This is a genomic window from Nocardia sp. NPDC005366 (assembly GCF_040606855.1).
GTDB lineage: Bacteria > Actinomycetota > Actinomycetes > Mycobacteriales > Mycobacteriaceae > Nocardia.
Map to the genome: position 1 here is coordinate 22,317 of NZ_JBEXFQ010000040.1, position 23,999 is coordinate 46,315.

Sequence of the window (23,999 nt, forward strand, 5' to 3'; positions counted from 1 at the left end):
GCTCAACCGGCTGGTCGGGCGATGGGGCACCCGATCGCGGTGGCGGCGGTGTCGTTGTGGTGGGTGTAGCGCGTCGACGTCACGCCTTTCTTCGCGGAGGTATGCCGGGTGTGCCAGACCACCAACCGCCAGAAGAAGTCGCCTCTATCGAGTCGGCGGCGAGCGCGACGGTCGGAGCCGGGAAGCCGGTCGCCGATTCTGCGGACGGTGACGTTCGTCGCCACGATCCACTTCGTGACGGTATCCCACGGCTGGATACGAACGGCCCGAAGTGGTGTGTCCCGCAACAGTGCTCGCACACCCGGTGCGCCGCTGAAGTACGCGATCACGCCGAGCACCGGCGCAGCAGCCGCCACTCTCATTCGCGTTTTCAGGCCGTGGCCGCCGAAGTGCTCGGTGGCGGCCACGGCCATCGACGCGGTCCAGTCCGACGGCCCGCCGATGGTGCTGAATTGGTAGTGCAGGGCAGCCAACGCGTCGTCGAGGTTTCTCGGGACCAATTCTTCTGCCGCGCCGAATATATAGCCGATGTATGCCCAGTACATCGTCACGTCGTTGAGTTCGTCGCGCGTGTGGGTGCGGCCGTGCGCGTGGTCGAGCAGCAGCGGGAACAAACCGAACGACAACGAAGCGCCCATGATCGAGGTGTTCGAAATAGGGTTGCCGTGATGGGCGAAATGCTCGTCACCCCAGGAACGCCGTAGTCCGGCCCGGACCTGGGAGTGCATGAGCCGGACTCGGATCGTGTCATGGAACCGTGGTGAGTTGCGTTGCACCGCATCGGGTTCGGCCATGGCGGCGAACCACAGGTTCGTCTCGAGGTTTCGTGTCGCGAAGTCGCCCACGTAACGGCCGGTCGCTCCGACCGCGCTCGACACTTCCTCCCCGACGAATGTGGCCATGAAATCGAGCACAGCCATGCACAGCTTCCCCGAGAAGGACGAATCCGTCCACAGCCGCCGACCCCGCTCCCACTGGTCCGGATCGTGCCATTCGGGCGGGTTGTCCAGGCTTCGGAAGAGGTCCGACAACGCCTGCGGGGCATCCTCGACGCTGTCGATGCCGTGGATGAGAGCCTGGTCCAACATCGCGCGCCCGCGCTCCATGCCGGTCGCACGGAAAGCCTCGACAACGGCGTCCATCATCTCGTCGCCCTGCCAGAAGTGGTCGGCGAAAAGGCGATTGAGTTCGGTGTCGGCGGGCTGCTCGGCCACCGTCAACCACGACGAGAGGACCAGTTCGCAGGGGCGCTTCCATAGACCGGAGGAGTCGCTGGCACGCGGGGGTGCCGGGCGCAACTCCTTGTCCGGCGCGTAATAGAAATCGAACGGATGGTCGGTCATAGGTCGTGTCTGGTCGGCCCTCGGCATGGTCAGGCTCCTTCACGTCGTGAGACAACATAAGCTCTAATAGTCTCACCATAACCGAGCCGTCTCGCCGCTGAAATCGGATCGCAGGACCGGGCCGAACATGCCGCAGAAGGAATCCGCTCATCGCTGTCGGCCTTGCGCCGTCCGCGGCCGGGGCGCGGTAGACCGGGCTCGGATTCCCGGCCGACTACGCGGACAGGGCATCTCGCCTCGTATTTCACCCTGGAAATAGCTGGCGGGATTCAGCTTGACACTCGTGTAAGGCTGAGTTAGCTTCTAGTGGCCCAGATCACAATCGAGATCGGGTCGCCGGAAATCGTCGAACGTGCGATCCGGCGTCGAAATGTGTAGCTCGACGGGATGGCCGGATGTTGATCGCTGGCACGCCCGGCCTGGAGAGGCATTCAGAATGGGTATCAAAACCGGCCGAATCGCCGCGGCGGCGTTAGCCGCCGCGTGTGTGTTCTCCGTCGTTTCATGTAGCGACAACAACAATTCCGATGCGGGCGGCAACACGACCGCGATTACGCCGGGTATCAAGGCATCCGGTGCGCCGATCAAGCTCGGCCTGTTCAATCCGTCGAAGGGCCCGGCGACCCAGGCGGGTGTGACAACGGGCAAGAACGCGGCGCTCGAGTACATCAACAACCAGATCGGCGGCATCAACGGCCGCCCGATCGAGGTCGTCGACTGCGGTATCGACAACACCTCGCCGGAGTCGACGATCTCCTGCGCCAACCAGTTCGTGCAGGCCGGTGTGGTGGCGGCGGTCGACGGCTACAACGCCGAATCGTCGGCAGCCATGCCGATCCTGACGTCCGCGGGAATTCCGCTGGTCGGCCAGATTCCCTTCAATACCGCGACCGGCGCGGTCACCGAGAACCGCGTATTCTTCGGCCCGCCCGCGGCGGCATTCCTGGTCGGGTTCCTGCAATCGCTCAAGCAGGCCGGGAAGACCTCGTTGACCTTGGTCAACTCCGACCTGCCCCAAGCGCATCAGGTGTTCGACAACCTTCTCACGCCGTTGGGCAAGCAGTTGGGCATCGACGTCAAGAGCGCCTACTACCCGCCCGCCGGACCGAATTTCACCGCACTCGCGTCCACGATCGCGGACGGTTCCCCCGCCGCGGGCGGTCTGATGACCGCGCCCAACGACAACACCTGTAACAAGCTGGCCCAAGCCTTGAGGTCGGTAAAGTATTCCGGCACCGTATTTCTCGCGGCGTGCACGGAATTCATCGACGTCATGGGGGCACAGGCCGTCGGCGCTCAGACGTATTCGCCGGTGTGGCTGCCGCCCGCCATCGAGTCGGCTCCCGAGCCGGCGAAAACCAATCTGAAGACGGCGCAGCAATTCATCGACAATGCCGGTGGGACGGCCGGGTTCTACGCGTACGGCACCTTCGCCACATTCGTCGATCTCGCTCAGGCGCTGACCTCGGCGCGCCCGGCGGAGTTCACCGGGCCTGCGATCCTCACCGCGCTCAAGGGGCTCACCGACTATCAGAGCTTCCTCGGCCCGAAACTGACCTGCGGCAAGGCCACGACACCCAACTGCACCACGGACATGTTGCTGTTCGAGGTGACCGGAGACAAGAAGACCACCCCGGTTTCCGGAGGGTTCATCACCCCGAGCCCCGAGGTTCTGAAGCTGATCCCGGGCGCAGCGTAATCGACCTGGGTGACCGTGGTCGGCAGGCCGCCCGCGCCTGCGGCGGCCTGTCGACCACGGCCTCGGCTATCCACAGAAATCAGGGCACATGGGCCAGTTCTTGCAGTTCGTCTTTCTAGGCCTGTCGACCGGCGCGGTGTACGCGGTCCTGGCCTCGTCGCTGGTAGGCGTGCACGCCGCGACGGGAATCATCAATTTCGCGCAGGGCGCGTTCGCGCTGTGGGCGGTCTATGTCGTGGCGGCGCTTCGCACCGACGGGACGTTCGTCCTGCCGATCGGCAGCATCGCGCTCGGCAGCGAAGATCATCCGACGCCGATGACGGCGGCGATCGCGTTGGGGGTCGCCTCGGCGGCGGCATGGGCGCTGCTGGCGCATCTGGTGGTGTTCCGGCCGCTGCGCCACGCGCCCGTATTGGCACAGGTGGTCGCCTCGGTCGGGCTGATGTTGTTCATCCAGGCGTTGGTGGGGTTGCGGTTCGACACCGAAAACCTTTTCGCCGCACCGATCCTGCCGGAGAACACCGTGACGGTGGCCGGTGCGATGGTCAACGTCTCCGATCTCGTCCTGGCCGCGGTCGCGATCGCCGTTGCGGTCGGTGTGCGGGCCTATTTCACGCTCACCACCGCCGGTATCGCGACTCGCGCGGGCTCCGAAGACGAACTCGCGGCACGCTTGACCGGATATTCGCCCGATCGGCTCGCCGCGATCGTGTGGACGTTGACCGGCGCCGCCTGCGGGCTCATCGGGGTGCTCGCCGCGTTCACCATCGGGCTGAACGAGACGAGCTACACGTTCTATGTGATTCCGGCATTGGCGGCGGCGCTGGTCGGGCGACTGTCGTCGTTCGCCGTCGCCTGCGCGGCGGGGTTGGCGCTGGGGTCTTTCCAGGCGGTCGTCCTGTGGATCGACACCAAGGACTGGTTGCCGAATTGGGCGCAAGCCGGACTCGGCGACGCGGTGCCGTTCGTGATCGTCGTGATCGCGTTGTTCCTGCTGGGCGGCCGGATTCCCGCTCGCGGCTCGCTCGGGGCGGTCAGGATGCCCGCCGTGCGCATCCCGCGGATCCGGATCGCGCCGACCCTGGTGGTCGTGACGATCGCCGTCCTCGCGATCGTCGCGACAACGGGAACATGGCGCTACGGCGTCGTCACCTCGATCATCCTGTCGCTGATCGCACTGTCGCTGGTGTTGTTGACCGGGTACCTCGGTCAGATCTCACTGGCCAGTATGGCTTTCGCGGGCACGGCGGGATTCGCGTTGTCGAAGCTGTCCGACAGTTGGCATGTGCCGTTTCCGTTCGGCATGATCGCGGCTGCCTTGACCGCCACCGCGTTGGGGGTCCTGGTCGGGGTGCCCGCACTGCGCATCCGTGGCGCCCAATTGGCGGTGGTGACGCTGGCCGCCGCGCTGGCGATTCAGAGCTTCGTGTTCAACAACCCTTCGCTGACCCCGGCACAGGGCAACCTCATCGCCGACCCGACCATCTTCGGCATCGACCTGGGGGTCCGTGAGGGCACCGACCTTGTGACCCTGCGCTTTTCGCTGATGGTCCTGGTGGTCGTGGCGATCTGCACGCTGGCGGTGATGCGGATCATGGGGGGCGCGACCGGCCGTGCGCTGTTGGCGGTGCGCTCCAATGAACGCGCCGCGGCATCGGTGGGAATCGACGTCGCGGCAACGAAATTACTCGGCTTCGCCGTCTCGGCGTTCCTCGCGGGTATCGGCGGCTGCCTGATCGGCTACAGCAGAGGCCAGCTCTCGGCGGGTTCGTTCACCGTGATGATCGGACTGACGGTATTGGCGATGACCTACGTCGGCGGTATCACTTCCGTCTCGGGCGCGTTCCTCGCCGGAACGGTCGGCCCGCTCGGTGTGGGCTACGTGTTCCTCAACCAGACTCTCGAACTCGGCGAATACTACGACCTCATCGCCGCGGGAGTGTTGCTGCTGATGGCCGTGCTCAATCCCGTCGGCATCGCGGGTGCGGTCGCCTCGGGGATCGAGTCCATCGGATCGGTTCTCTCGCGTCGGCCCAGCCGCGAGCCGACCGGCGAACGCGTCGCGGACGCGGGAAAGGAGGCAGCAGCGCATGTCTGAGAATGTGGCGCCCCTGTTGCGCACGCACGGGCTATCGGTGCACTACGACGGTGTCGTCGCCAACACCGATATCGACATCGCCGTCGACTCCGGTGAGATCGTGGGCCTGATCGGACCCAATGGCGCGGGAAAGACAACGTTCGTGGACGCGGTCACCGGATTCACAGAGGCCACCGGACAGGTCACACTCGCGGGAGCCGCGCTCGATCGGCTCGGCCCGCATCGACGCCGCCGAGCCGGGCTGGCCCGAACATGGCAGGCGGGGGAGCTGTTCGGGGACCTGACGGTCGCGCAGAACCTTGCCGTCGCCGTACAGCCGACCGGTCTGCGCACCCTGTTCTCCGACATCGTCGGAGGTTCCGCGCTGCCGAGTGAGACTATCGAAGCGGCACTGGAATTGGTTGGCGTGCCCGGCGTCTCCGCCCGGCGTCCCGGCGAGCTGACGCTCGGCCAGCAGAAACTGGTCGGCGTGGCGCGCGCGCTGGTCGGCGGCACCAGGGTGGTGCTGCTCGATGAACCCGCCGCGGGACTGGACACCCACGAGAGCCGGGAGTTCGGCCGCCATTTGCGGCGGGTCGCGGCCTCAGGCATCGGCGTGCTGCTCATCGACCACGACATGTCACTGGTCCTCGACATCTGTGCGCGACTGTATGTTCTGGACTTCGGCGTCGTCATCGCCGCCGGGGAGCCTGCCCGAATCCGAGAAGACCCCCGCGTGATCGCCGCCTATCTGGGCACCGCCCAGCCCGGCGACAACGACCAGGCACCACTGGCGACCGCCGCCCGACCGGCAGGAGAGACCGAATGACCAGCCCGGCGACAGCCGAATCGCCGCTGTCCGTGGCGAAGCCGGCCCTGAGTATCGAAGGGCTCACTGTCGGATACGGCGGCGTCCCCGCGGTGCGCGATCTGGACGCCCAGGTGCGCTCCGGCGAGATTCTCGCGCTCCTCGGACCGAACGGGGCAGGCAAGACCACAACCCTGCTCGCCTCGGTCGGGGCGCTTCCGCTGCTCTCGGGCACCATCACCGCGCTCGGCGAGCCTCTGGACCGACGCGTCGAACGCAACGCGCGCCGCGGCGTCATCCTGGTACCCGACAGCCGCGGCGTGTTCCACCGATTGTCGGTCGATGACAACCTGCGCCTGGGCCGGCGCAAACACGGCCCGTCCATCGATGACGTCCTCGACTACTTCCCCAAGCTCGGGTCGATGCGCTCGCGCCGGTGCGGCACACTCTCCGGCGGCGAACAACAGATGCTCGCACTGGCGAAAGCGCTGCTGTGCGCACCGAAAATACTGCTCATCGATGAACTCAGCCTCGGACTGTCGCCGATCGCGGTCGAGGACCTGCTGCCGCGACTGCGTGTGATCGCCGACGACCAGCACATGGCAGTGGTGTTGGTCGAACAACACATCGAACTGGCGTTGTCGATCGCCGATTCGGCGGTCGTGCTCCATCACGGCAGGGCCGCTCTGTCGGGCTCGGCGACCGAGCTTCGTGATCGCCGCGATATGGTCGAGGCGGCCTACTTCGGCAATCTCGCACAACCAACGGGCGACCCGACCGGGAACCCCTACCCGATGGCTGGGCCCGACCAGTAGTAGCACCGCCACGAACGGCACGCACGACAAACGTCGACGCAGCAAGGGAGGGAGCGTGACGGGAACCGGGCATCCGGATCGCCGAAAGACGGCGCGCCGCAGTACCCGCAACCGCCCCACCGACACCGAACTGCTCGATGCGGCGTGCGCGGTGATCGCCGAGGTCGGCGTCGACCGAGCCACGATGGACGCGATCGCCCAGCGCGCCGATACCTCGAGGATGACGCTCTACGCCCACTTCGGCTCGCGCGACGCACTCGTCGACGCTGTGATCGAGCGAGAGCTCGCCGCACTGACCACCTGGATGTTCGAGATCTACGACCGCGGCGAGACAATGCAATACGGGCAGCGGGCAATCTATTCGGTCGAGTCGCTGTTCGATTACGCGCGCCGCAACCCCGAAGGTTTCCGCGTCCTGCTCGACAACAGATACGACGACACCCATCCCGGGCGTCGGCTGTCGGCCGCCCTCGAACCGCGTATCGCCGAACGGTTGCGAGCCAACTACGCCGAACGCGGAACACCCATTCACGGCGGTGCGGAGACACTGGCGACCATGCTCCTCGGCATCAGCCTGGATATCGCCTACCGCGCGGTTATCGTCGCGGGCGCCGACATCGGCGCGGCGAGCGACCTGGCCGTCACAGCGTCCCTCGCGGTTCTGCGTGCCGTCGAACCCGAACAACTGCGCGCTATCGACACATCCCTGCACACCCCGTGACTACTCCTGAGCCGTGTCCGAAGCGCCGCCACCCGGCATGGGCGCGGCGTCGAGGACAAGGGTCATCGACCCGCCGAGGAACGCCCGCGGCCGGCTCGTCACCTGCGCGATTCCTCCGCGGATACGTCCACACCGAGTCCGTGCTCTGTCGGCGGTGAGCCCGGTAGTGGCGAATTGTCGAGGTATCGGATCCGGTAGACCCGTTCGGTGAACTTCCACCCGTCGGCCGTTCGCCGGTAGCGGTCGTGGTAGATCGCGTAGTTCATATGGGAATCGCCGCTTTTCAACCGGCCGAGCTCACAGATGTGGGCGCGGCCGGTAGCGGTATCGCCGTCGATGTCGATCGCGCCGGGATGGGTGTGCTGCACGAAATACTCCCAGGCGTCCTGCATCAGCCGCATTGTGGTCCGGAATTCCGCGCGGCCCGCGATTTCGATGCCCGCGTCGGGGATGCGCAGAACCGCGTCGTCGGTGAACAGTGATGCCAGGCGGTCGAAATCGCGCATCATCACCGCGTCGGTGAATTCGCCGCCGAGCGCTTGGATCTCGACGCGGTCGGCGAGTAGTCGGAAGTCGTGTGCTGTCACCATGTCGGGCTCCTCAGGAATGGGCGAGCGTGGTTTCGGCGCTGGGCTGGCGCAGCGGCGCGAGCGCGGCGCCCCATGCGACGACCTGATCCAGCAGCGTGTTCAAGGCGGCGGTGTGACGGTCGCCCGGTGTGAAGGTGGTGTAGTTCTCGAAATCGGTGAGTACCGAGATCGCGACCTGGTGGCTCACGACGGCCATGCGCAGGGCGCCGCAGACATTCCGCAGATGCTCCACCGCGCGAACGCCGCCCCCGGCGCCGTAGGAGACGAATCCGACCGCCTTGTCGGCCCACTGCGCGAACAGGTGGTCGATGGCGTTCTTCAGCACTCCGGGGGCCGAGTGGTTGTACTCGGGGGTGACGATCACGAAGCTGTCGAACGGGGCGATTTGCTCGGCCCAGGCCCGGGTGTGCTCATGGACGGAGGGGCCGAGCATCGGCGCCACCGGCTCGTCCAGATGCGGTAGTGGGTGGTCGCGCAGGTCGATCAGTTCGAACTCGGCGTCGCCGCGCCGCGATGCCGTGTCCAACACCCACTGGGCGACCTGCGGACCGTTGCGGTTGGGCCGAGTACTGCCGAGAATGATGCCGATACTGATCATGTCGGGAACTCCCGCTCTGCTGGATGTGGTCATGACCGTCCGACGACACAGCGGGCCGGAATGTCAGGCCGTCTCACAGTTCGGGTCGCAATTTCGTCAATTCGGTGAGGACCGCATCGACCGAAGGAGCCGACATCATGACCGATCCGCGACCGCGCTCGGTGATCAGCGAACGCCGTCAGCTGATCAATCTCGCCTACCGGCTGCTCGGCTCGCTGGCCGAGGCCGAGGATGTGGTGCAGGAGACCTACGCGCGCTGGTACGCCTTATCCGAGTCGCGGCGCCAGGATGTGGCCGTGCCCGGCGCGTGGTTGACGACGGTCGCCAGCCGGATCTGCCTGGATCTGCTCGGCTCGGCGCGAGCCAGGCGGGAACGTTATGTGGGCGAATGGATTCCGGAGCCGGTACCCGACCGTTCCGAATGGCTCGGTGGTCCCGCCCCCGTCGATCCCGCCGACCGGGTCACCCTCGACGAGTCGATCAGCATGGCCTTTCTCGTCGTGCTGGATGCCATGACCCCGGCCGAGCGGGTGGCGTTCGTCCTGCACGACGTATTCCGCTACTCCTTCGCCGAGGTCGCCGACATCGTCGGGCGCACCCCCGCGGCCTGCCGCCAGCTCGCCTCCTCCGCGCGCCGCCGCATCCGCACGTCGCGGGGTCCGTCGAGAACCCAGCGGGCCGAGGTGGTCAGGGATTTCAAACGGGCCTGGGAGGCAAGGGATATCGAGGCCCTGATCGGTGTGCTCGATCCGCAGGCGACCGCGACCGCCGACAGCGGCGGTCTGGCTCCGGCCTTCCTCCACCCGATCGAGGGCGGCGAGCGGATCGCCCGCGCCTGGATCGACATCGCCGCCCGAGCGCCCGAGACGACGCTGCTCGAACGCACGGTCAACGGCCAACCCGGCCTGGTGGCGCAACTCGGCGACACCATCGTGTCGGTCTACGCCTTCGACATCACCGGCGGCCGGATCACCCGCATCTGGGCGATCCGCAATCCGGAGAAATTACGGCCGTGGACAGCAGGCTGACCCGCGCCGATCAGCCTGCCATGCGCCGGTGCGTGCCCCGCAGCGGATTCGCGACCGGCGATTTGATCGCGGGCAGGGTGATCGACATACGGACCGTCGTGCCGGATTCGGTGTGCTCGATATCCAGTTTCTCGGTGAGCGCGCTCATCATATCGATGCCACGACCGCGAGTACCCGGATCAGCGGAGCGGGGCTTCCACGCGCCGGTGTCGGTGACGACGATGGCTACCGTCTCGGTATCGCAGGTCGCGGTCAGCTCGACCTCGTGCTCGCCGTCCATGTCACGGTAGGCGTGTTCGATGCTGTTGCTACAGGCCTCGTTCGCCGCCGCGACCAGATCCGAGGCGAGATCGTGCGGCACCGCCGCCGCGGCGAACCAACCTTTGAGACCGCGGCGCAACCCGGCGAGCTGATCGGCATGGGCCGCGACGGTGAGATGCAGCGGCGCGGGTGGCTGGCGATACACGACCATCGCCACGTCGTCGTCGTATCCGGCGGCGGGGCGAAGTCGCGACAGCACCGCGTCGGCCACCTCGCGCGGCAGTTTGCCCGGCGTGGCAGCGAGTACTTCGGCGATCTGGTCGAAACCGTCGTAGATATCGACGCCGCGCTGTTCGACCAGGCCGTCGGTGAACAACACCATGGTCGACCCCGGGGCCAGTGTCGCGGTCGCTTCCGGTCGACGCGGCATCTCGAAGGTCGCCAGGGGCACCGAACGGCCGTCCTCCAGCAGTCGGCCCCGTTCGCCGACGTCGGCGAGGATCGGCGGCATATGGCCCGCGCTGCTGTAGCGGATCACCCCGCGCTGCGGATCGAGCACCGCCGCGAACACGGTGGTGCACATCGCGCCGGGAATCCGGCTCGCCACCGTGTCCAACTCGGAGAGCAACTGGGCGGGGCCGGTCTCCCGAAGCAGCAGAGCCCTTGCGGCCGTGCGCAATTGGCCCATGACGACGGCGGCGGACAGTCCACGCCCGACGCAGTCGCCGACCACGACACCGATGGTCCCGTTCTTCAACGGCACCACGTCGTACCAGTCGCCGCCGATCTCGAGCGGCGGCAGCGCCGGTTCGTAATGCACCGAGAATCGGGGCGGCAATTCGATCGGGCCGAGCATGGCGCGCTGCAGGGTGAGCGAGGTGGAGCGGGCCTGATCGAAGTTGCGCGCCCGCTGCACCGCCAAGCTGAGGTGCCCGATGAGCAGGGAGTACATCGTCCAATCAGCGGCGGTGACGGCGCGCGGCGCGGCGAAGCGCAACCACAGTGCGGCATCGCCGGTTTCACCGAGGGGGGCGACGATGCCCTCCGAACTCTGCGCGCCCTCCGGAATCGCGGCCAGGCTTCGCGCGGGTCTGTGCCGCGCCCGTTCCAACAGGGTGCGGGCGCGCTCGTCCAATACCGGGCCTCGGGTATTGCTGGTGCCCGGCTCGATGGCGCCGGACATGTAGACCTCGGGTCCGGTATTGTGCTTCGGCCAGACCGAGACCACCGCCGATTCCGCGCCGACGGTGCGCCGCAATTCGTCCAGTCCGACCGCGAGTACCTCGACGACGCTCGTGGCCGAGCCGACCGCGGTCGCCAGCCGCGACGCCGCCTGATCCCTGGCCTGGGCGTCGTGTTCGGCGGTCACGTCGCGAATGGTGCCGACGAAGATCTGCTCGTTGTTCTCGGGTTCGATCAAGGCGCTCGTGCTGACCGCCAGCCACAGATCCCGTCCGTCGCGATGGCGGATGGGGATGACGAAACGCTGGGCCTCGGTGCCGAGATCGGGATAGCGCGGTCCGGAGGGCACCGACCACGGATGTGGCAGCGGATAGGGCACATCGGCCGCGCCGTATCCGGTGAGCGCGCCGAACGCCGAATTCACTTCGATGATGCTGCCGTCCGCGTCCGCGACGAAGAAGCCGTCCTGGAGTGATTCGACCAGTGCCGTGCGGAAGGCGTCGCGACCGGCGAGATCGTCGGCGCGCGAACGCTGTTGCTCGTAGCGCCTGGTGCCGTCGAGGTAGCCGCGGGTGGCGATATCCAGCGCGGCCAGCGTCTGCAACAGGAATTCGAGGGCTGCCTCGGCGAGTCGGGGATCGGCGGTGTCCGAGGCCGCCGATGGGGCATTTTCAGCGGCGGCTTTTTCGGCGGCGGTGACGAGGCGGAAGTGGTGTTCGGTGAGGTCGAGCAGACTGATGTCTTCGACCAGCGCCCGCCTGCCGAGTTCGTAACCCTCGGACAGGGTGGCGTGGGTGGGCGAATCCAGGTGCCGCCGTAGCGCGTTGGTATAGGCGTCGAGGAAAGCGGCGAGGACCGACGTCATATCTGCGCCCCACTTGTCGTCATGGCGCCCCGCCCGATGTCCCGCCCCGGTGCCTGGCAGCCAGCACGAGGGCGTCGTCGGTGTCCTTGGCATGCCGGGACAGGATTTCGGCGGTGATGTCGGCGGTGGATTTGGAGAGGTCGATACTTTCCGCGGATTCGGCGACGATGCCGTCGGTCGACATCAGCAGCAGATCGCCGGGGCGCACATGAACGGTCTGCGGTTGCAGGTTCTGCGGCAGCCGGTAACCGACGATCCCGCCGGTGAGCAGCACGGTGGCACGCACGGTGAGTCCGGCTGGGCTCGCGCTGAGCACCCTGGACTCGACATTGCCCACCCCGAGCCAGCGGATCTCGTCGCCGAGGCCGAACAGGGCCAGCGATACCGCCGCGCCCCTGGTGTCGGCCATCGCCCGGTGGCACAGCACCATCAGGACGTCGAGGGGTTCGGCCCGATTCTCCGAAAGAACTTGTGCCGCACGGTCGGCCGCGTCGGCGGCGGGGGCGCCGTGCCCGAGACCGTCCAGCACCGCGAACAGCACCCCGCCGCCGCCCGCGTCGAGTACCACGCAGCGATCACCGGAGACGTGTTGCCCGGGGAGTGCTCGACCGGCCACCGCCCACTCGATCCGGCCGATGATCCCGTCGTCACGCACCGTTGGGCACCCACTTCCACATCTCCACCAACGTGCCCCGGCCCGGTGCGGAATCGACGATGAGCCGATCCATCAGGCGCTGCGCGCCCGGCAGTCCGAGTCCGAGTCCACGACCGGTGGAGTAGCCGTCGTCCAGGGCGCGGGCGATATCCCGGATGCCCGGCCCCTGATCCTCGGCCTGGACCACCAGTGCCTGGCGACCCTCGCGGTCGTCGACCAGTAAGCGGATTTCGCCGCTGCCCGCGTAACTGGTGATATTGCGGGCGATTTCGGATATCGCCGTGGAGATCATGGTCCGGTCGGTGAGCGAGAAGCCGAGCAGTGCCGCCAATTCCCGTCCGGCTTGACGTGCGGTCACGATGTCCCCCGACACCTTGACCGCGATCACCATGTTCTCAGCGGCCACTGTCACGACCGTCTCGCTGGCGACGTCCCGAAGCCTTGCGATCCAGCCACGCAAGGCCCTCCTCGAGGTCGAGGGCGGTGTGCATGTCTTCGAATGTGAGCCCCAGTTGCACCATGGCGAACGCGACTTCGGGTTGCAGACCGACGATCACCGTTTCGGCACCGCGGAGCTGCGTCATATGCGCGATGGTACGCAGCGATCTCGCCGCGAAGGAATCCATCACGTCGATCGCGGTGACATCGACGATGATGCCGTGCGCTCGGTATTTGCTGACCTGTTTCATCAAATCGTCTTGCAGGCGTTCGGTATCCGCGTCGGTCAGGGCGGACTGCACCGACGCGATGAGATACGTGCCCTGCTTCAGTATGGGTACCGGCATCAGCGCGACCGATCAGCGCCCGTCCCGTTCGATGGGCCGGTCGGTCACGCGGGTGACCTCGTAGCCCAGCAAACGTTCGGCTTCTTCGATGCCACCCTGGAGGTCGCCGACGGCATTCATCTTGGACAGGTCGAGGCCGATGGTCACCAGGGTCAGCGCGATCTCCGAGGACAGGCCGGTGATGATCACGTTGGCGCCCATCAGGCCGGAGGCGTCGACGGTCTGCACCAGGTGGTTGGCGACCGTGGAATCGATGGTCGGAACACCGGTGATGTCGATGACGACGACCTTGGCGCGGTTGGCGCGGATGGCCCGCAGCAGCTGTTCGGTGAGCTGGCGGGCGCGCTGGCTGTCGAGCACGCCGATGATCGGCAGGATCAGCAGCTGCTCGCGCACCTGGAGCACGGGGGTGGAGAGTTCGCGGATCGCTTCCTGCTGCTGGCGGATGACGCGTTCGCGTTCCTGCACGAACGAGATGGCGACGGTGCTCGCGATGCGGTTGGCGGCCGGTTCGTAGGCGTCGAGGACGGAGTTGAGCAGTTCGAAATTCGACTGGTACTTCTCGAACAGCGAGCGCGCCAGCACATCGCGCAGCAGCAGCACGATGCCGAGAACCTCGTCGGTCTCGACCCCGCGCGGGATGATGCGTTCGGAAAGGTCACGCGCGTAGGCCTGCAGCGCCTCGACGCTGCCGGTCTCGAGTACCTCGACGTAGTTGTCGTAGACGGAGGTCGCCTCGGAGAAGATCTCCTCCGGGGTCATCGCCGTGAGGAGCTGGGCATCGGTGATACGACGTGCCCATTCCTCCCGCAGGGCGGTGCGATTCTGCCGCAGGTGCTCGACGAGCTGTGGCAGCAGATTGTCGACCGGTCCCGCGGGCAGCGAATCCGCCGAAAGGCTCATGGACACCTCGGACATGGAAATTCCAGCCCCTTTCGACGGGTAAATCGGGATCATCGTACGGCGCGGCTGCTCGCCGATACCGAGCCTAGTCATACCCCACCGGGATCGCCCCCGAAACCTGCGGGTAACCCTCGTACCCGATGTATCTCGAACTCGCGCGTACGCCGATAGCCGGCGCCCGCGCCGCGCCGGTGCCGCGTTCGCGAGGGTTCGCTCGGAATCCGGGTTGGTCGGACGACACTTTCTGATCTGGTTGAACCTACGATCGAGGGTGTGGGTGAGCGTGTCGATCGGGGAGCCGAGCTGTTGTGGTCCGCCCGCCTGTCGCTACGTCGTCCGGTGCCGGACGACAGTTCTGCCGGTTCGCTGTGTCGGCGTGGGGGAGGGGGTTCGCCGGCGAAGCTGTCCGCGCGGTCGTCGGCTGGCTGTCGAGTCCGGTCCCGCGATTCCGTTGATCGCCAGAATCCGGCCCGCGAACCTCGCATCGCAGAGGATGGCCACGCGGGCGGGTTTCGTCCGGGCCGCGCATCTGGACAGCCCCGGGTTCGACGGCGAGGACTGGATCTACGCCGTGCCGCCGATCCCGACCGCGAACCCGCACTCCAGCGCTGCCAACGCCTGATCGAGGTACACCGTCAGATCGGCATCCGCCCGTGGCAACCACGCGTCGAACGCCGCCCGCGCCGCCGCCAACGTCGTGCGCCCGACCGCGAGCGGAATGAGCCCGTCCTCGGTATCGCCCAGCCGCCGCGCCGCGAACGCGCTGACCGCGCGTTCCCACGCGTCGTAATGCGCTCCCGCCGTCGCGGCGAGCGCGGGCACGGTCGCGACCAGTTGCATCCGCGTTCGCAGCTCCGGCACATCCTCGGCGCGATACCTGTTGGCGTTGACGACGACCCGGCGCACCGCGGTCATCATCGGCTCGTCCTCGGGCACGGTGGCGAACGCGGTGCGCAGGTTGGCGACCTCGTCGTCGAATCGTGACCACAGGACTTCGGCCTTGGTGGGGAAGTAACGGAAGAAGGTGCGCCCGCTGACACCTGCCGCGGCGGCGATCTGTTCGACGGTGGTGTTGTCGAAGCCCTGGTCGCTGAACAGCCGCATGGCGATCAGTTCCAGTTCTCGTTTGCTGGTGCCGCGTGGGCGGCCGCGGCCGGTGGTCGTGCCCGATGTCGTCACGTGAGAAGTATGTCAGCCGCGAACCTATTGATTTTGTCAGTGACTGACGTTAATCTCCGAGCATGGAAGTGGCGGATCTCACGTGGCCGGAGGCGGGCGAATGCGCGGCCCCCGGTGTGATCCTCGCCGTTCCCCTCGGCGCGACCGAACAGCACGGCCCGCACCTGCCGCTGTCCACCGATACCGATATCGCGGTGGCGCTGTGCGCGGGCCTGGCCGAGCGTCGTCCCGATATCCTCGTCGCCCCGGCGCTTCCGTACGGATCCAGCGGGGAGCACGCGGGTTTCGCGGGCACCCTGTCGATCGGGCAGGCCGCGCTGGAACTGGTGCTGATCGAGCTGTGCCGATCCGCCACCGAGACTTTCGACCGGATCCTGCTGGTGAGCGGACACGGCGGCAATCTGGAACCGTTGCGCCGCGCCGAGACCTTGCTGCGCGCCGAATCCCGCGACGTGCGCGGTTACTTTCCCCGCTACGAGGGCGATCCGCACGCGGGCCGGGCGGAAACCGCGCTGATGCTGGCTCTGCGCCCGAACGCGGTGCGCGCCGGGCGCACCGAGCCGGGCGACACCCGTGCGCTGGCCGAGGTGCTGCCGCTGCTGCGCGCGGGCGGCGTGCGCGCGGTCAGTCCCAACGGTGTGCTCGGCGACCCGACCGGCGCGACCGCCGAGGCCGGAACCGCCCTGCTCCACGACCTGATCACCGACTTGTACGAGACGACCCGGCACTGGTGGCCGGTGGCCGCACCCGAAAGGATCCACAGATGAATCCCTGGTTCGAAACCGTCGCCGAGGCGCAGAGGCGTGCCGAGAAACGGCTACCCAAATCCGTCTACGGCGCGCTGATCGCCGGTTCCGAGCGCGGCCAGACCATCGACGAGAATCAGCATGCCTTCACCGAACTCGGCTTCGCCCCGCATTGCGCCGGTTCGATCGGCGACCGGGACCAGTCGACAACCGTACTGGGACAGCAGCTTTCGATGCCGGTGATGATCTCGCCGACCGGTGTGCAGGCGGTGCATCCCGACGGCGAGGTGGCCGTGGCCCGCGCCGCCGCCGCGCGTGGCATCGCGATGGGGCTCAGCTCTTTCGCCAGTAAGCCGATCGAGGAAGTCATCGCGGCCAATCCGGCGACCTTCTTCCAGCTGTACTGGTGTGGCAGCAAGGACGACCTCGTCCAGCGCATGGCTCGTGCCAAGGCGGCGGGCGCGGTCGGTCTGATCCTCACCCTGGACTGGTCCTTCTCGCACGGGCGTGACTGGGGCAGCCCGGTCATCCCGGAGAAGCTCGACCTGCGCACCATGCTCAAATTCGCCCCGCAGACGCTGGCCAGGCCGCGCTGGCTGGCGACCTACGCGCGCTCCGGCCACATCCCCGATCTGACCGCCCCGAATATGGCCGTCGGCGACGGTCCGGCGCCCGGCTTCTTCGGCGCCTACGGCGAATGGATGAGCACCCCCGCCCCGGATTGGGACGACGTGCGCTGGATCGTCGACCAGTGGGACGGCCCTGTCATGCTCAAGGGCGTCATCCGGGTCGACGACGCGCACCGCGCGATCGACGCGGGCGTCTCCGCGATTTCGGTCTCCAACCACGGTGGCAACAATCTCGACGGCACCCCGGCCGCCATCCGCGCGCTGCCGGTGATCGCCGACGCGGTCGGATCGCAGATCGAAGTGGTACTCGACGGCGGTATCCGTCGCGGTAGCGATGTGGTCAAGGCCGTCGCCCTCGGCGCGCGCGCGGTCATGATCGGGCGCGCCTACCTGTGGGGCCTGGCCGCCAATGGGCAGGCGGGCGTGGAGAACGTGCTCGACGTCCTGCGCGGCGGCATCGATTCGGCGCTGCTCGGTCTGCGGAAAACGAATGTGACCGATCTGGATCGCGGCGATATCGTCGTGCCCGATGGTTTCGAGCGTGCGCTCGGAATTCCCGCGGCGGTGGCGAGTGTCCCAGCCGCCGAGGGTGTTCCGGCGGCGGAGGGTGTTCCGGCGGCGGCGGAAGCGACGTCGGCGAACTGAGTCATGGCTCGTCCGCGGGTCTTCGATGGTGGGTGAGCAGCGCGTCGTAGATATCGGCCAGAGCGGTGAGCTGCTCACGGTCGAGGGCGTCGATCATATGTCTGCGCACGCTGCGCACATGGGCGGGCGCCGCGGTGTCGAGCACCTCGGCCCCACGCGGGGTCAATCGCGCGGCGGTGCGGCGGGCGTCGTCCGGGATGGGTTGCCGGACGACAAGTCCGCGTTTTTCCATGCGGGTGATCTGATGGGAGAGCCTGCTCTGCGACCACTCCAATTTCTCGGCCAGATCCGCGAAGGTCAGCCGATGGTCGGGGGAGATCGCGAGATTGGCGAGTACCGAGTATTCGACGAAGGTGAGATTCGAATCGCGCGCCGAATCGCGCCCGATCGCAGCGGCGACGAGATCGCGCGTGCGCACGAAACCCATCCACGCGCGTGTCTCGACTTCGTCGAGCCATTGCGGTTCGTTCACGACACCGCTTCGCTGCGCTCACTCACGGCAGCCCTCCAAACTCTGACCTGTGATCGATATCGTCGCGGCCGCGTTTCGGCCGCGACAACTGCCTGGGTTGAGAGGTAGCACCACGAGGGTTGAACGTGCAACCTTTATCGAGGGTTACCGCGATGTAGGGTTGCCTTACCCACCGTCGCCGAGGGTCGGTGGATAGGCTCGCTGTGCTTGTGACCAGCCAGGCTCAGCAGCCCAGGCCCGCCCGAAGGAGAGCGATCCGTGACCGCGCCGGAATTCCGCTATTCAGATCTGCTGCCGATCGGCGCCGATGACACGCCGTACCGGCTGCTGACCACCGAGGGTGTGAGCACCACCGAGGTCGGAGGACGGACATTCCTCCAGGTGGAGCCCGAGACGCTCCGGCTGCTCACCGCCGAGGCGATGCACGACATCAGCCACTACCTGCGTCCCGCGCACCTGTCGCAGTTGCGCAAGATCATCGATGATCCGGAATCCTCGGGGAACGACCGTTTCGTCGCGCTCGACCTGCTGAAGAACGTCAACATCTCCGCGGGCGGCATCCTGCCGATGTGCCAGGACACCGGCACAGCCATCGTGATGGGGAAGAAGTCCGAGGGCGTGCTGACCGGGGTCGATGACGCCGAATGGATCAGCCGCGGCGTCTTCGACGCCTACACCAAGCTGAATCTGCGCTATTCGCAGCTCGCCCCGATCACCATGTGGGACGAGAAGAACACCGGCACCAATCTGCCCGCGCAGATCGAGTTGTACTCGGCTCCGGGCGATCCGGCGCATCCGTCCTACAAATTCCTGTTCATGGCCAAGGGCGGCGGGTCGGCCAACAAATCCTTCCTGTACCAGGAGACCAAGGCGGTTCTGAATCCCACCAGGATGCTGGAATTCCTGGACGAGAAGATCCGTTCGCTCGGCACCGCGGCCTGCCCGCCGTACCACCTCGCGATCGTGATCGGTGGCACGAGTGCGGAATTCGCGCTCAAAACGGCCAAATACGCCTCCGCGCATTACCTGGACACGCTGCCCACCGAGGGTTCGCTGGCCGCGCACGCCTTCCGCGATATCGAACTCGAGAAAGAAGTCTTCGAACTCACCCAGTCCTTCGGGATCGGCGCGCAGTTCGGCGGCAAATACTTCTGCCACGATGTGCGGGTGGTGCGCTTGCCGCGGCACGGCGCCAGCTGCCCGGTCGCCATCGCGGTCTCCTGCTCGGCCGACCGTCAGGCGCTGGCCAAGATCACCCCGGAGGGTGTGTTCCTCGAACAGCTCGAGCGCGAGCCCGCGCACTATCTGCCCGAGCAGACCGATTCCATCCTCGGCGGCGACGTGGTGCAGATCGATCTGAACCGGCCGATGTCGGAGATTCGTAGTGAACTCTCGAAATACCCCGTCAAGACCCGGCTTTCGCTGACCGGTCCGCTCGTTGTCGCGCGCGATATCGCGCACGCCAAGATCAAGGAGCGGCTCGACGCGGGTGAGCCCATGCCGGAATATCTGCGCGAGATGGCGGTCTACTACGCCGGTCCGGCCAAAACCCCCGAAGGCTACGCCTCCGGTTCGTTCGGCCCGACGACGGCCGGCCGCATGGATTCCTACGTCGACCAATTCCAGGCGGCGGGCGGCTCGTTCGTCATGCTCGCCAAGGGCAATCGCTCGGCTCAGGTGACCAAGGCGTGCAAAGAACACGGCGGGTTCTATCTCGGCTCCATCGGCGGTCCTGCGGCCCGGCTCGCCCTGGACTGCATCAAATCGGTCGAGGTGCTCGAATACCCCGAATTGGGTATGGAAGCGGTCTGGAAGATCGAGGTCGAAGATTTCCCCGCCTTCATCGTCGTCGACGATAAGGGCAACGATTTCTTCGCCGAAACGCAGAAGCCGATCGCGCTGCGGGTGCGGGAGCGTTCCAAAGAGCGCGTCTGAATCGACTGTCCGGCCCCGCGTCTTCGGGGAAGTCGGCAGTGGTGCGACCGAACGGGATTCGCGCCGATCGCTGCCCGGCTTCGTGGGCGATCGTGACCGTTCGCGCGGGATCTGCCGAGAAAGTTACGTGCCTGCCGTGGACAGCAGGGCGATCGCCGCGGTGCGCGCCTGATCGCTGACACCTGTCGAACCTTGGTGTGCGGCGAGAATTGTCGCGCCCTCGACGAGCATGAGCAGCTGTCGGCCCAGCGTCGCCGGGTCGGCGGCGCCCGCGCGGGCGGCGATCCCGGTGAGCAGGTCGAGATACCGGGTGAGATGCCGTGCGGTTATGGACAGCACGGTGTCGTCGTAGTGCTGGGTGGCGGCGTTCACCATCGCACAACCGCGAAATGTCGGTTCGCCATACCACTGTCCGAGGGCATCGAACACCGCGGTCAGCTGGTCGGCAGGGTCTTCACCGGCGGAATCGGCCGCCTCGGTCAGCCATGTGACCACCTGGTCGCTGCGTGCTTGCAGTACGGCGTGCACAAGCCCGTCTTTGGTGCCGAAATGCCGATACAGCGTCTCCTTCGAAATTCCCAGCCGCGTACACAGTTCGGCCACCCCGAGCCCATCCAGTCCGCGCTCGTACAGTAGCGGACCGGCCGCTTGGATGATCGTGGCGCGAGTGCGAGCGGGGTCGATAGTCGAACCTTTGGCAACGGGCATGACCTAGATGGTACCGATGAGTTCGATGAGGTGGTAGCGTGCGAGATCGTACTGATCGGTTCTAAGTAAGGGATGTCATGTCGGAAGTCGGCCCGTCTCGTGTGGATGAGCCCGTGGTAGAGACCGAATATCGGCTGACACCCGAATTCTCGCGATGACCGAATCGCTTGGGCCGACATGGCAAGCGGCGCGCCTCGCGTTCGGCACCGCGTCCGCGCTCGGGTTCGCGCGATTCGCCTACGGTCTGCTCTTGCCGGTCATGCGCGACGACCTCGGATGGAGCCTGTCCGCGGCGGGAATGCTCGGAACCGCCAACGGATTCGGCTACCTGTTCGGCGCCGTGGTGACCACCGCGATCACCCGCAGGTTCGGCGCCGCGACGACCTTCCGGGCGGCGATGGCGCTGACCGCTGTGGCCCTCGCCTCCTCGGCTGCCTGCGCCGACCATCTATTCCTCCTCGCCACCAGGGCGGTGGCGGGCGCGGCGGGCGCGGCCGTATTCATCAGCGGCGGAGTGATCGCATCGCATCTCGCCATTCAAGCCGGGTCCGGTCTGCCCATCACCGTCTACTTCGCGGGCACCGGGCTCGGAATCATCGCGAGCGGCGCGACTCTGCCGATACTGGGGGATCACTGGCGAGCGGCGTGGCTCGGGCTCGGGGTCGCGGCGGGGTTCGCGGCAGTGGCGAGCTGGCGTGCTGCCGGTTGCGGCGGCGAGTCGCCGGTGTCGGGTGGTGCCGGTCGGACGCGGCTGCGGCCGTTGCGCGCGACGATGTTCGCGTATCTGCTGTTCGCGGCGGGCTACATCACCTACATCACCTTCCTGTCCGCTTATCTCGCCGATCGTGACGCATCGATCGCGCAGGTCGTCACCGTATGGCTGACAGTGGGTTTCGCGGTGGTCGCGGCTCCGCTGCTGTGGAGGTGGCCGATCGCCCACTGGTCCGGCGCCGGAACGCTCGCCGTGGTGTTGTCCGTCCTCGGCGGCAGTGCGGCACTGGCCCTGGTGGCCCCAACGCCGCCGGTCATCGTCGTCTCCGCCGCCATGTACGGCGCGACGTTCATGACCGTCCCGGCCGTCGTCACCGCCCTCGTCAAGAACACCACCGCCCAATCCGATTGGACCCCAACGCTCGCGGCATGCACCACCGTGTTCGCGGCCGGGCAAACGGCGGGTCCATGGCTGGCCGGTCTCGTCGCCGACCGCACCGATACCGCCGCGACGTTGGCGTGGACGGCGATTCTCTGTGCTGCCGCGGCACTGATCGCCGCGACGAACGCCCGCATCACCCATCCCGACAAGGAGATTCTCGATGACGACCTTCGTTCTGATTCCCGGAATGTGCCACGGCGGCTGGTGCTTCGACCAGCTCGCCGAGCAGTTGCGCCGACACCATCATCGGGTACTGCCGTTGACGCTGACCGGAATCGCTGAGCGCGGCCACCTGCGGCACCTGCTCGTGAATCTCGACACACACATCCAGGACCTCACCGCCGTGCTGGAAGCGGAGAACATCCGTGACGCGGTACTCGTCGGGCACAGCTACGGCGGCATGGTCATCACCGGCGCGGCCGATCGCGCGCCCGACCGCGTCGACTCACTTGTCTACGTGGACGCCATGGTTCCCGGACACGGCGACTCCTGCTTCGATCTCGTATCCGACCGCGAAAGACAGTGGTACCTCGACGTCGTCGATACCGGAGACGCCGTGCGCCCCCTGCCGTTCTTCGACCCGCGATCCACACCGCACCCCCTGGCCTCGCTGCTGCAACCGTTGAAACTCACCACCGACCTCGCCCACATTCGGCGCAGGACCTACGTCTACGCCGCCGGATGGGAAACCCCGTCCCCGTTCACCACCGTCTACCAGCGCCTACGTGGCGAAACCGGCTGGGCCACCCACGCCGTCGACGGGGGACACAACCTCATGCGCGACGCCCCCGACGCCCTGCTGCGGATCCTGCTCGACCTCGCCGACCCAGAACTCCTGCGGGACAACACCTCATCGAACATCCGGTAGCGGCACTCCTGACCTGCGAAAGCCATGAGGATAACCTGATCGGCTATTCTGAAGGCCGAGTCAGGGAGGCTGCTCATGCCCATCAAATTTCGTCAGCGCAAATCCTTCGGGCCGCTGAAGTTCAATTTCACCCAGTCGGGTCTGTCCTCGTGGGGCATCAAAATCGGCCCGTGGTCGTGGAACTCCCGCAGCAAGAAGAACAGTGTCGACCTGCCGGGTCCGCTGAGCTGGCGTCAACGCTGAGCGAACCCGCGCCTGGCTATCGGATCGGGCATAGTTCGATCACCCCACCGCGCTGCGGTGGCCCGGGGTGAGCGCCGGTCCGGCGGGGGCGGCGCTCACCGTGACGAAAGAAGTCGTCGTCGGTCTACAGATACCTGCGAACCGACACCTGGGTCGCGGCGGGAAGTGCTTCGAAATCGCCTGCCGCGACGGCTATGTCACGGTGTTTGATCGACCCCTGTTTTCGGCTCAGCGGTCTTGCCGTCCTCGGCGGTTCGTTCCGCCCGCTGCGCTTTGATCTCGGCCTGCCACTTCTCGAAGTCGGCCCGCATCACGTCGATCTGACGTTCGACGGCTTCCCTGGTGTCCGACCACCAACTCTGCGCGGCCTCCCGCAGTTCCGCCGTGGTCTTCTCGAACTCGGTCCCCTCGTGCTCGAGGGTCGCGCCCAACTCTTCCCGCCGAGCCTGCAGCGTGGCACGGTTCTTCTCCCGCGCCGCGGTTGACGACTCTTCGAACTGCTTCACCCGGGCCGCGAGATCCATCAGCGATTCCGACAACGGTTTCATGTTCTTCCCTCTCGAAATGTTTGATCCATAAGGATCCGGCATCCGTCACCATCAAGCCTGGCCTCCTCGCCCAGCTGAACCAAGGGCAGAACGTCCTCTGATGTCCCATCCTCGATGCCGTTTCGGCCCAGTCCCAGATGCCGAAAGGCTCTGCGGGCGCGAATCCGATTTCGCGTTCAATCGAAAACGGGAACATATCGCCCCGGAGATGCCCTGTTCGAGGCCGTAGGAACCGTACTGATCGTCTTCGCCGCCGTCTGGTTCCGCGTCACTGGGCAACACGTCGATGTGTAGGCACCGATGCGCGGAGAGTCTCGGCTCGACGCGCACACGGGGACGCGACGACTCGAACCCTGCCGACGTGGCGTGTGGGTATCCACCCGTGAACGTCGGAACAGGGGCCGACACGCGCCATCGACCGACGAGGCGTGCCCTCCGACTACCCGACGCTGAAACCTGGGATCGGTAGGTGGCGCGCGCGCGTGATCTACTCACCCCATGACATCTTCTCAACCTCCCACCAACCAACCGCAGTCCGCCGGC

The 23,999-nt window shown here is 66.6% G+C and carries 24 protein-coding genes; 12 read left to right on the forward strand and 12 right to left on the reverse strand.

Translation table 11 applies throughout. The annotated features are described in order from the left end of the window. Nucleotides 1–2 precede the first annotated feature (2 nt). Nucleotides 3–1,343 (reverse strand): DUF2236 domain-containing protein, encoded by a 1,341-nt coding sequence (locus ABZS43_RS31700; protein ID WP_355039666.1) that lies wholly within the window; start codon nt 1,341–1,343, stop codon nt 3–5. Nucleotides 1,344–1,779: 436 nt separating this feature from the next. Here ABZS43_RS31700 and ABZS43_RS31705 point away from each other — a divergent pair, with 436 nt between their 5' ends. The 5 genes from ABZS43_RS31705 (at nt 1,780) to ABZS43_RS31725 (ending at nt 7,463) form a co-directional block, all read left to right on the forward strand. Continuing rightward, a complete protein-coding gene (locus ABZS43_RS31705; protein WP_355039667.1) occupies nt 1,780–3,042 on the forward strand; it encodes an ABC transporter substrate-binding protein in 1,263 nt (420 codons plus the stop codon). 88 nt (nt 3,043–3,130) lie between these two features. Continuing rightward, complete coding sequence (locus ABZS43_RS31710; RefSeq protein ID WP_355039668.1) at nt 3,131–5,140, forward strand: ABC transporter permease; 2,010 nt, start codon at nt 3,131–3,133, stop codon at nt 5,138–5,140. Continuing rightward, entirely contained in the window at nt 5,133–5,948 is an 816-nt protein-coding gene (locus tag ABZS43_RS31715; protein ID WP_355039669.1) for an ATP-binding cassette domain-containing protein, read from the forward strand. The genes ABZS43_RS31710 and ABZS43_RS31715 overlap by 8 nt, the downstream gene beginning before the upstream one ends. After that, the gene (locus ABZS43_RS31720) at nt 5,945–6,742 is read left to right on the forward strand and encodes an ATP-binding cassette domain-containing protein (protein ID WP_355039670.1); all 798 of its coding nucleotides are present in this window, start codon (nt 5,945–5,947) and stop codon (nt 6,740–6,742) included. The genes ABZS43_RS31715 and ABZS43_RS31720 overlap by 4 nt, the downstream gene beginning before the upstream one ends. 55 nt (nt 6,743–6,797) lie before the next feature. Further along, nucleotides 6,798–7,463: a helix-turn-helix domain-containing protein gene (locus ABZS43_RS31725; RefSeq protein ID WP_355039671.1), complete on the forward strand. Its 666-nt coding sequence runs from the start codon at nt 6,798–6,800 to the stop codon at nt 7,461–7,463. Nucleotides 7,464–7,561: 98 nt separating this feature from the next. Here the strand turns inward: ABZS43_RS31725 and ABZS43_RS31730 are convergent, their stop codons facing one another. Further along, nucleotides 7,562–8,053, reverse strand: coding sequence for a nuclear transport factor 2 family protein (locus ABZS43_RS31730; protein ID WP_355039672.1), 492 nt, complete (start codon nt 8,051–8,053; stop codon nt 7,562–7,564). Between the two features lie 10 nt (nt 8,054–8,063). Then, nucleotides 8,064–8,684: an NAD(P)H-dependent oxidoreductase gene (locus ABZS43_RS31735; protein WP_355039673.1), complete on the reverse strand. Its 621-nt coding sequence runs from the start codon at nt 8,682–8,684 to the stop codon at nt 8,064–8,066. A 104-nt stretch (nt 8,685–8,788) separates the two neighbouring features. Here ABZS43_RS31735 and sigJ point away from each other — a divergent pair, with 104 nt between their 5' ends. After that, nucleotides 8,789–9,679: an RNA polymerase sigma factor SigJ gene (sigJ, locus tag ABZS43_RS31740; protein ID WP_355039674.1), complete on the forward strand. Its 891-nt coding sequence runs from the start codon at nt 8,789–8,791 to the stop codon at nt 9,677–9,679. A gap of 10 nt (nt 9,680–9,689) precedes the next feature. Here the strand turns inward: sigJ and ABZS43_RS31745 are convergent, their stop codons facing one another. The 6 genes from ABZS43_RS31745 to mftR form a co-directional block, all read right to left on the reverse strand. Next, entirely contained in the window at nt 9,690–11,987 is a 2,298-nt protein-coding gene (locus tag ABZS43_RS31745; protein ID WP_355039675.1) for a SpoIIE family protein phosphatase, read from the reverse strand. 19 nt (nt 11,988–12,006) lie between these two features. Then, entirely contained in the window at nt 12,007–12,642 is a 636-nt protein-coding gene (locus ABZS43_RS31750) for a SpoIIE family protein phosphatase (protein WP_355039676.1), read from the reverse strand. Next, complete coding sequence (locus ABZS43_RS31755; RefSeq protein ID WP_355039688.1) at nt 12,635–13,033, reverse strand: ATP-binding protein; 399 nt, start codon at nt 13,031–13,033, stop codon at nt 12,635–12,637. The genes ABZS43_RS31750 and ABZS43_RS31755 overlap by 8 nt, the downstream gene beginning before the upstream one ends. Nucleotides 13,034–13,037: 4 nt before the next feature. Beyond that, entirely contained in the window at nt 13,038–13,427 is a 390-nt protein-coding gene (locus ABZS43_RS31760) for an STAS domain-containing protein (protein WP_109527096.1), read from the reverse strand. Nucleotides 13,428–13,439: 12 nt separating this feature from the next. Next, nucleotides 13,440–14,345 (reverse strand): STAS domain-containing protein, encoded by a 906-nt coding sequence (locus tag ABZS43_RS31765; protein ID WP_109527097.1) that lies wholly within the window; start codon nt 14,343–14,345, stop codon nt 13,440–13,442. Between the two features lie 549 nt (nt 14,346–14,894). After that, on the reverse strand, nt 14,895–15,509 hold the full coding sequence (gene mftR / locus ABZS43_RS31770) for a mycofactocin system transcriptional regulator (protein ID WP_355039677.1): 615 nt from the start codon (nt 15,507–15,509) through the stop codon (nt 14,895–14,897). Between the two features lie 62 nt (nt 15,510–15,571). On the opposite strand from mftR, the gene mftE reads away from it, so the two are divergent. Continuing rightward, nucleotides 15,572–16,276 carry a mycofactocin biosynthesis peptidyl-dipeptidase MftE gene (gene mftE, locus ABZS43_RS31775; protein WP_355039678.1) on the forward strand — a complete coding sequence of 235 codons (705 nt, stop codon included), beginning with the start codon at nt 15,572–15,574 and terminating at the stop codon, nt 16,274–16,276. Beyond that, complete coding sequence (gene mftD, locus ABZS43_RS31780) at nt 16,273–17,529, forward strand: pre-mycofactocin synthase MftD (RefSeq protein ID WP_355039679.1); 1,257 nt, start codon at nt 16,273–16,275, stop codon at nt 17,527–17,529. The genes mftE and mftD overlap by 4 nt, the downstream gene beginning before the upstream one ends. Nucleotide 17,530: 1 nt before the next feature. Here mftD and ABZS43_RS31785 read toward each other — a convergent pair whose 3' ends face one another. Continuing rightward, on the reverse strand, nt 17,531–18,001 hold the full coding sequence (locus tag ABZS43_RS31785; protein WP_355039680.1) for a MarR family winged helix-turn-helix transcriptional regulator: 471 nt from the start codon (nt 17,999–18,001) through the stop codon (nt 17,531–17,533). A gap of 258 nt (nt 18,002–18,259) precedes the next feature. On the opposite strand from ABZS43_RS31785, the gene ABZS43_RS31790 reads away from it, so the two are divergent. Next, nucleotides 18,260–19,936 (forward strand): fumarate hydratase, encoded by a 1,677-nt coding sequence (locus ABZS43_RS31790; RefSeq protein ID WP_355039681.1) that lies wholly within the window; start codon nt 18,260–18,262, stop codon nt 19,934–19,936. Between the two features lie 123 nt (nt 19,937–20,059). Here ABZS43_RS31790 and ABZS43_RS31795 read toward each other — a convergent pair whose 3' ends face one another. After that, on the reverse strand, nt 20,060–20,644 hold the full coding sequence (locus ABZS43_RS31795) for a TetR/AcrR family transcriptional regulator (protein WP_355039682.1): 585 nt from the start codon (nt 20,642–20,644) through the stop codon (nt 20,060–20,062). A 154-nt stretch (nt 20,645–20,798) separates the two neighbouring features. On the opposite strand from ABZS43_RS31795, the gene ABZS43_RS31800 reads away from it, so the two are divergent. The 3 genes from ABZS43_RS31800 to ABZS43_RS31810 all read left to right on the forward strand — a co-directional run bounded on the left by ABZS43_RS31800 (nt 20,799) and on the right by ABZS43_RS31810 (nt 22,908). Continuing rightward, the gene (locus ABZS43_RS31800) at nt 20,799–22,079 is read left to right on the forward strand and encodes a YbfB/YjiJ family MFS transporter (protein WP_355039683.1); all 1,281 of its coding nucleotides are present in this window, start codon (nt 20,799–20,801) and stop codon (nt 22,077–22,079) included. Beyond that, nucleotides 21,985–22,665, forward strand: coding sequence for an alpha/beta fold hydrolase (locus ABZS43_RS31805; RefSeq protein ID WP_355039689.1), 681 nt, complete (start codon nt 21,985–21,987; stop codon nt 22,663–22,665). The genes ABZS43_RS31800 and ABZS43_RS31805 overlap by 95 nt, the downstream gene beginning before the upstream one ends. A 75-nt stretch (nt 22,666–22,740) precedes the next feature. Continuing rightward, on the forward strand, nt 22,741–22,908 hold the full coding sequence (locus tag ABZS43_RS31810; RefSeq protein ID WP_355039684.1) for a DUF4236 domain-containing protein: 168 nt from the start codon (nt 22,741–22,743) through the stop codon (nt 22,906–22,908). A gap of 197 nt (nt 22,909–23,105) precedes the next feature. Here ABZS43_RS31810 and ABZS43_RS31815 read toward each other — a convergent pair whose 3' ends face one another. Then, nucleotides 23,106–23,456, reverse strand: a complete 351-nt coding sequence (locus ABZS43_RS31815; RefSeq protein WP_355039685.1) for a hypothetical protein — start codon at nt 23,454–23,456, stop codon at nt 23,106–23,108. Nucleotides 23,457–23,999: the final 543 nt, after the last annotated feature.

Excerpts from the sequence above, each read along its gene's own strand:
- ABZS43_RS31700 (WP_355039666.1), bottom strand. The coding sequence starts at position 1,343 with ATGACCGACCATCCGTTCGATTTCTATTACGCGCCGGACAAGGAGTTG.
- ABZS43_RS31705 (WP_355039667.1), top strand. The coding sequence starts at position 1,780 with ATGGGTATCAAAACCGGCCGAATCGCCGCGGCGGCGTTAGCCGCCGCG.
- ABZS43_RS31710 (WP_355039668.1), top strand. The coding sequence starts at position 3,131 with ATGGGCCAGTTCTTGCAGTTCGTCTTTCTAGGCCTGTCGACCGGCGCG.
- ABZS43_RS31715 (WP_355039669.1), top strand. The coding sequence starts at position 5,133 with ATGTCTGAGAATGTGGCGCCCCTGTTGCGCACGCACGGGCTATCGGTG.
- ABZS43_RS31720 (WP_355039670.1), top strand. The coding sequence starts at position 5,945 with ATGACCAGCCCGGCGACAGCCGAATCGCCGCTGTCCGTGGCGAAGCCG.
- ABZS43_RS31730 (WP_355039672.1), bottom strand. The coding sequence starts at position 8,053 with ATGGTGACAGCACACGACTTCCGACTACTCGCCGACCGCGTCGAGATC.
- ABZS43_RS31735 (WP_355039673.1), bottom strand. The coding sequence starts at position 8,684 with ATGACCACATCCAGCAGAGCGGGAGTTCCCGACATGATCAGTATCGGC.
- sigJ (WP_355039674.1), top strand. The coding sequence starts at position 8,789 with ATGACCGATCCGCGACCGCGCTCGGTGATCAGCGAACGCCGTCAGCTG.
- ABZS43_RS31745 (WP_355039675.1), bottom strand. The coding sequence starts at position 11,987 with ATGACGTCGGTCCTCGCCGCTTTCCTCGACGCCTATACCAACGCGCTA.
- ABZS43_RS31755 (WP_355039688.1), bottom strand. The coding sequence starts at position 13,033 with ATGGTGATCGCGGTCAAGGTGTCGGGGGACATCGTGACCGCACGTCAA.
- ABZS43_RS31760 (WP_109527096.1), bottom strand. The coding sequence starts at position 13,427 with ATGCCGGTACCCATACTGAAGCAGGGCACGTATCTCATCGCGTCGGTG.
- ABZS43_RS31765 (WP_109527097.1), bottom strand. The coding sequence starts at position 14,345 with ATGTCCGAGGTGTCCATGAGCCTTTCGGCGGATTCGCTGCCCGCGGGA.
- mftE (WP_355039678.1), top strand. The coding sequence starts at position 15,572 with ATGGAAGTGGCGGATCTCACGTGGCCGGAGGCGGGCGAATGCGCGGCC.
- mftD (WP_355039679.1), top strand. The coding sequence starts at position 16,273 with ATGAATCCCTGGTTCGAAACCGTCGCCGAGGCGCAGAGGCGTGCCGAG.
- ABZS43_RS31795 (WP_355039682.1), bottom strand. The coding sequence starts at position 20,644 with ATGCCCGTTGCCAAAGGTTCGACTATCGACCCCGCTCGCACTCGCGCC.
- ABZS43_RS31800 (WP_355039683.1), top strand. The coding sequence starts at position 20,799 with ATGACCGAATCGCTTGGGCCGACATGGCAAGCGGCGCGCCTCGCGTTC.
- ABZS43_RS31805 (WP_355039689.1), top strand. The coding sequence starts at position 21,985 with ATGTGCCACGGCGGCTGGTGCTTCGACCAGCTCGCCGAGCAGTTGCGC.
- ABZS43_RS31810 (WP_355039684.1), top strand. The coding sequence starts at position 22,741 with ATGCCCATCAAATTTCGTCAGCGCAAATCCTTCGGGCCGCTGAAGTTC.
- ABZS43_RS31815 (WP_355039685.1), bottom strand. The coding sequence starts at position 23,456 with ATGAAACCGTTGTCGGAATCGCTGATGGATCTCGCGGCCCGGGTGAAG.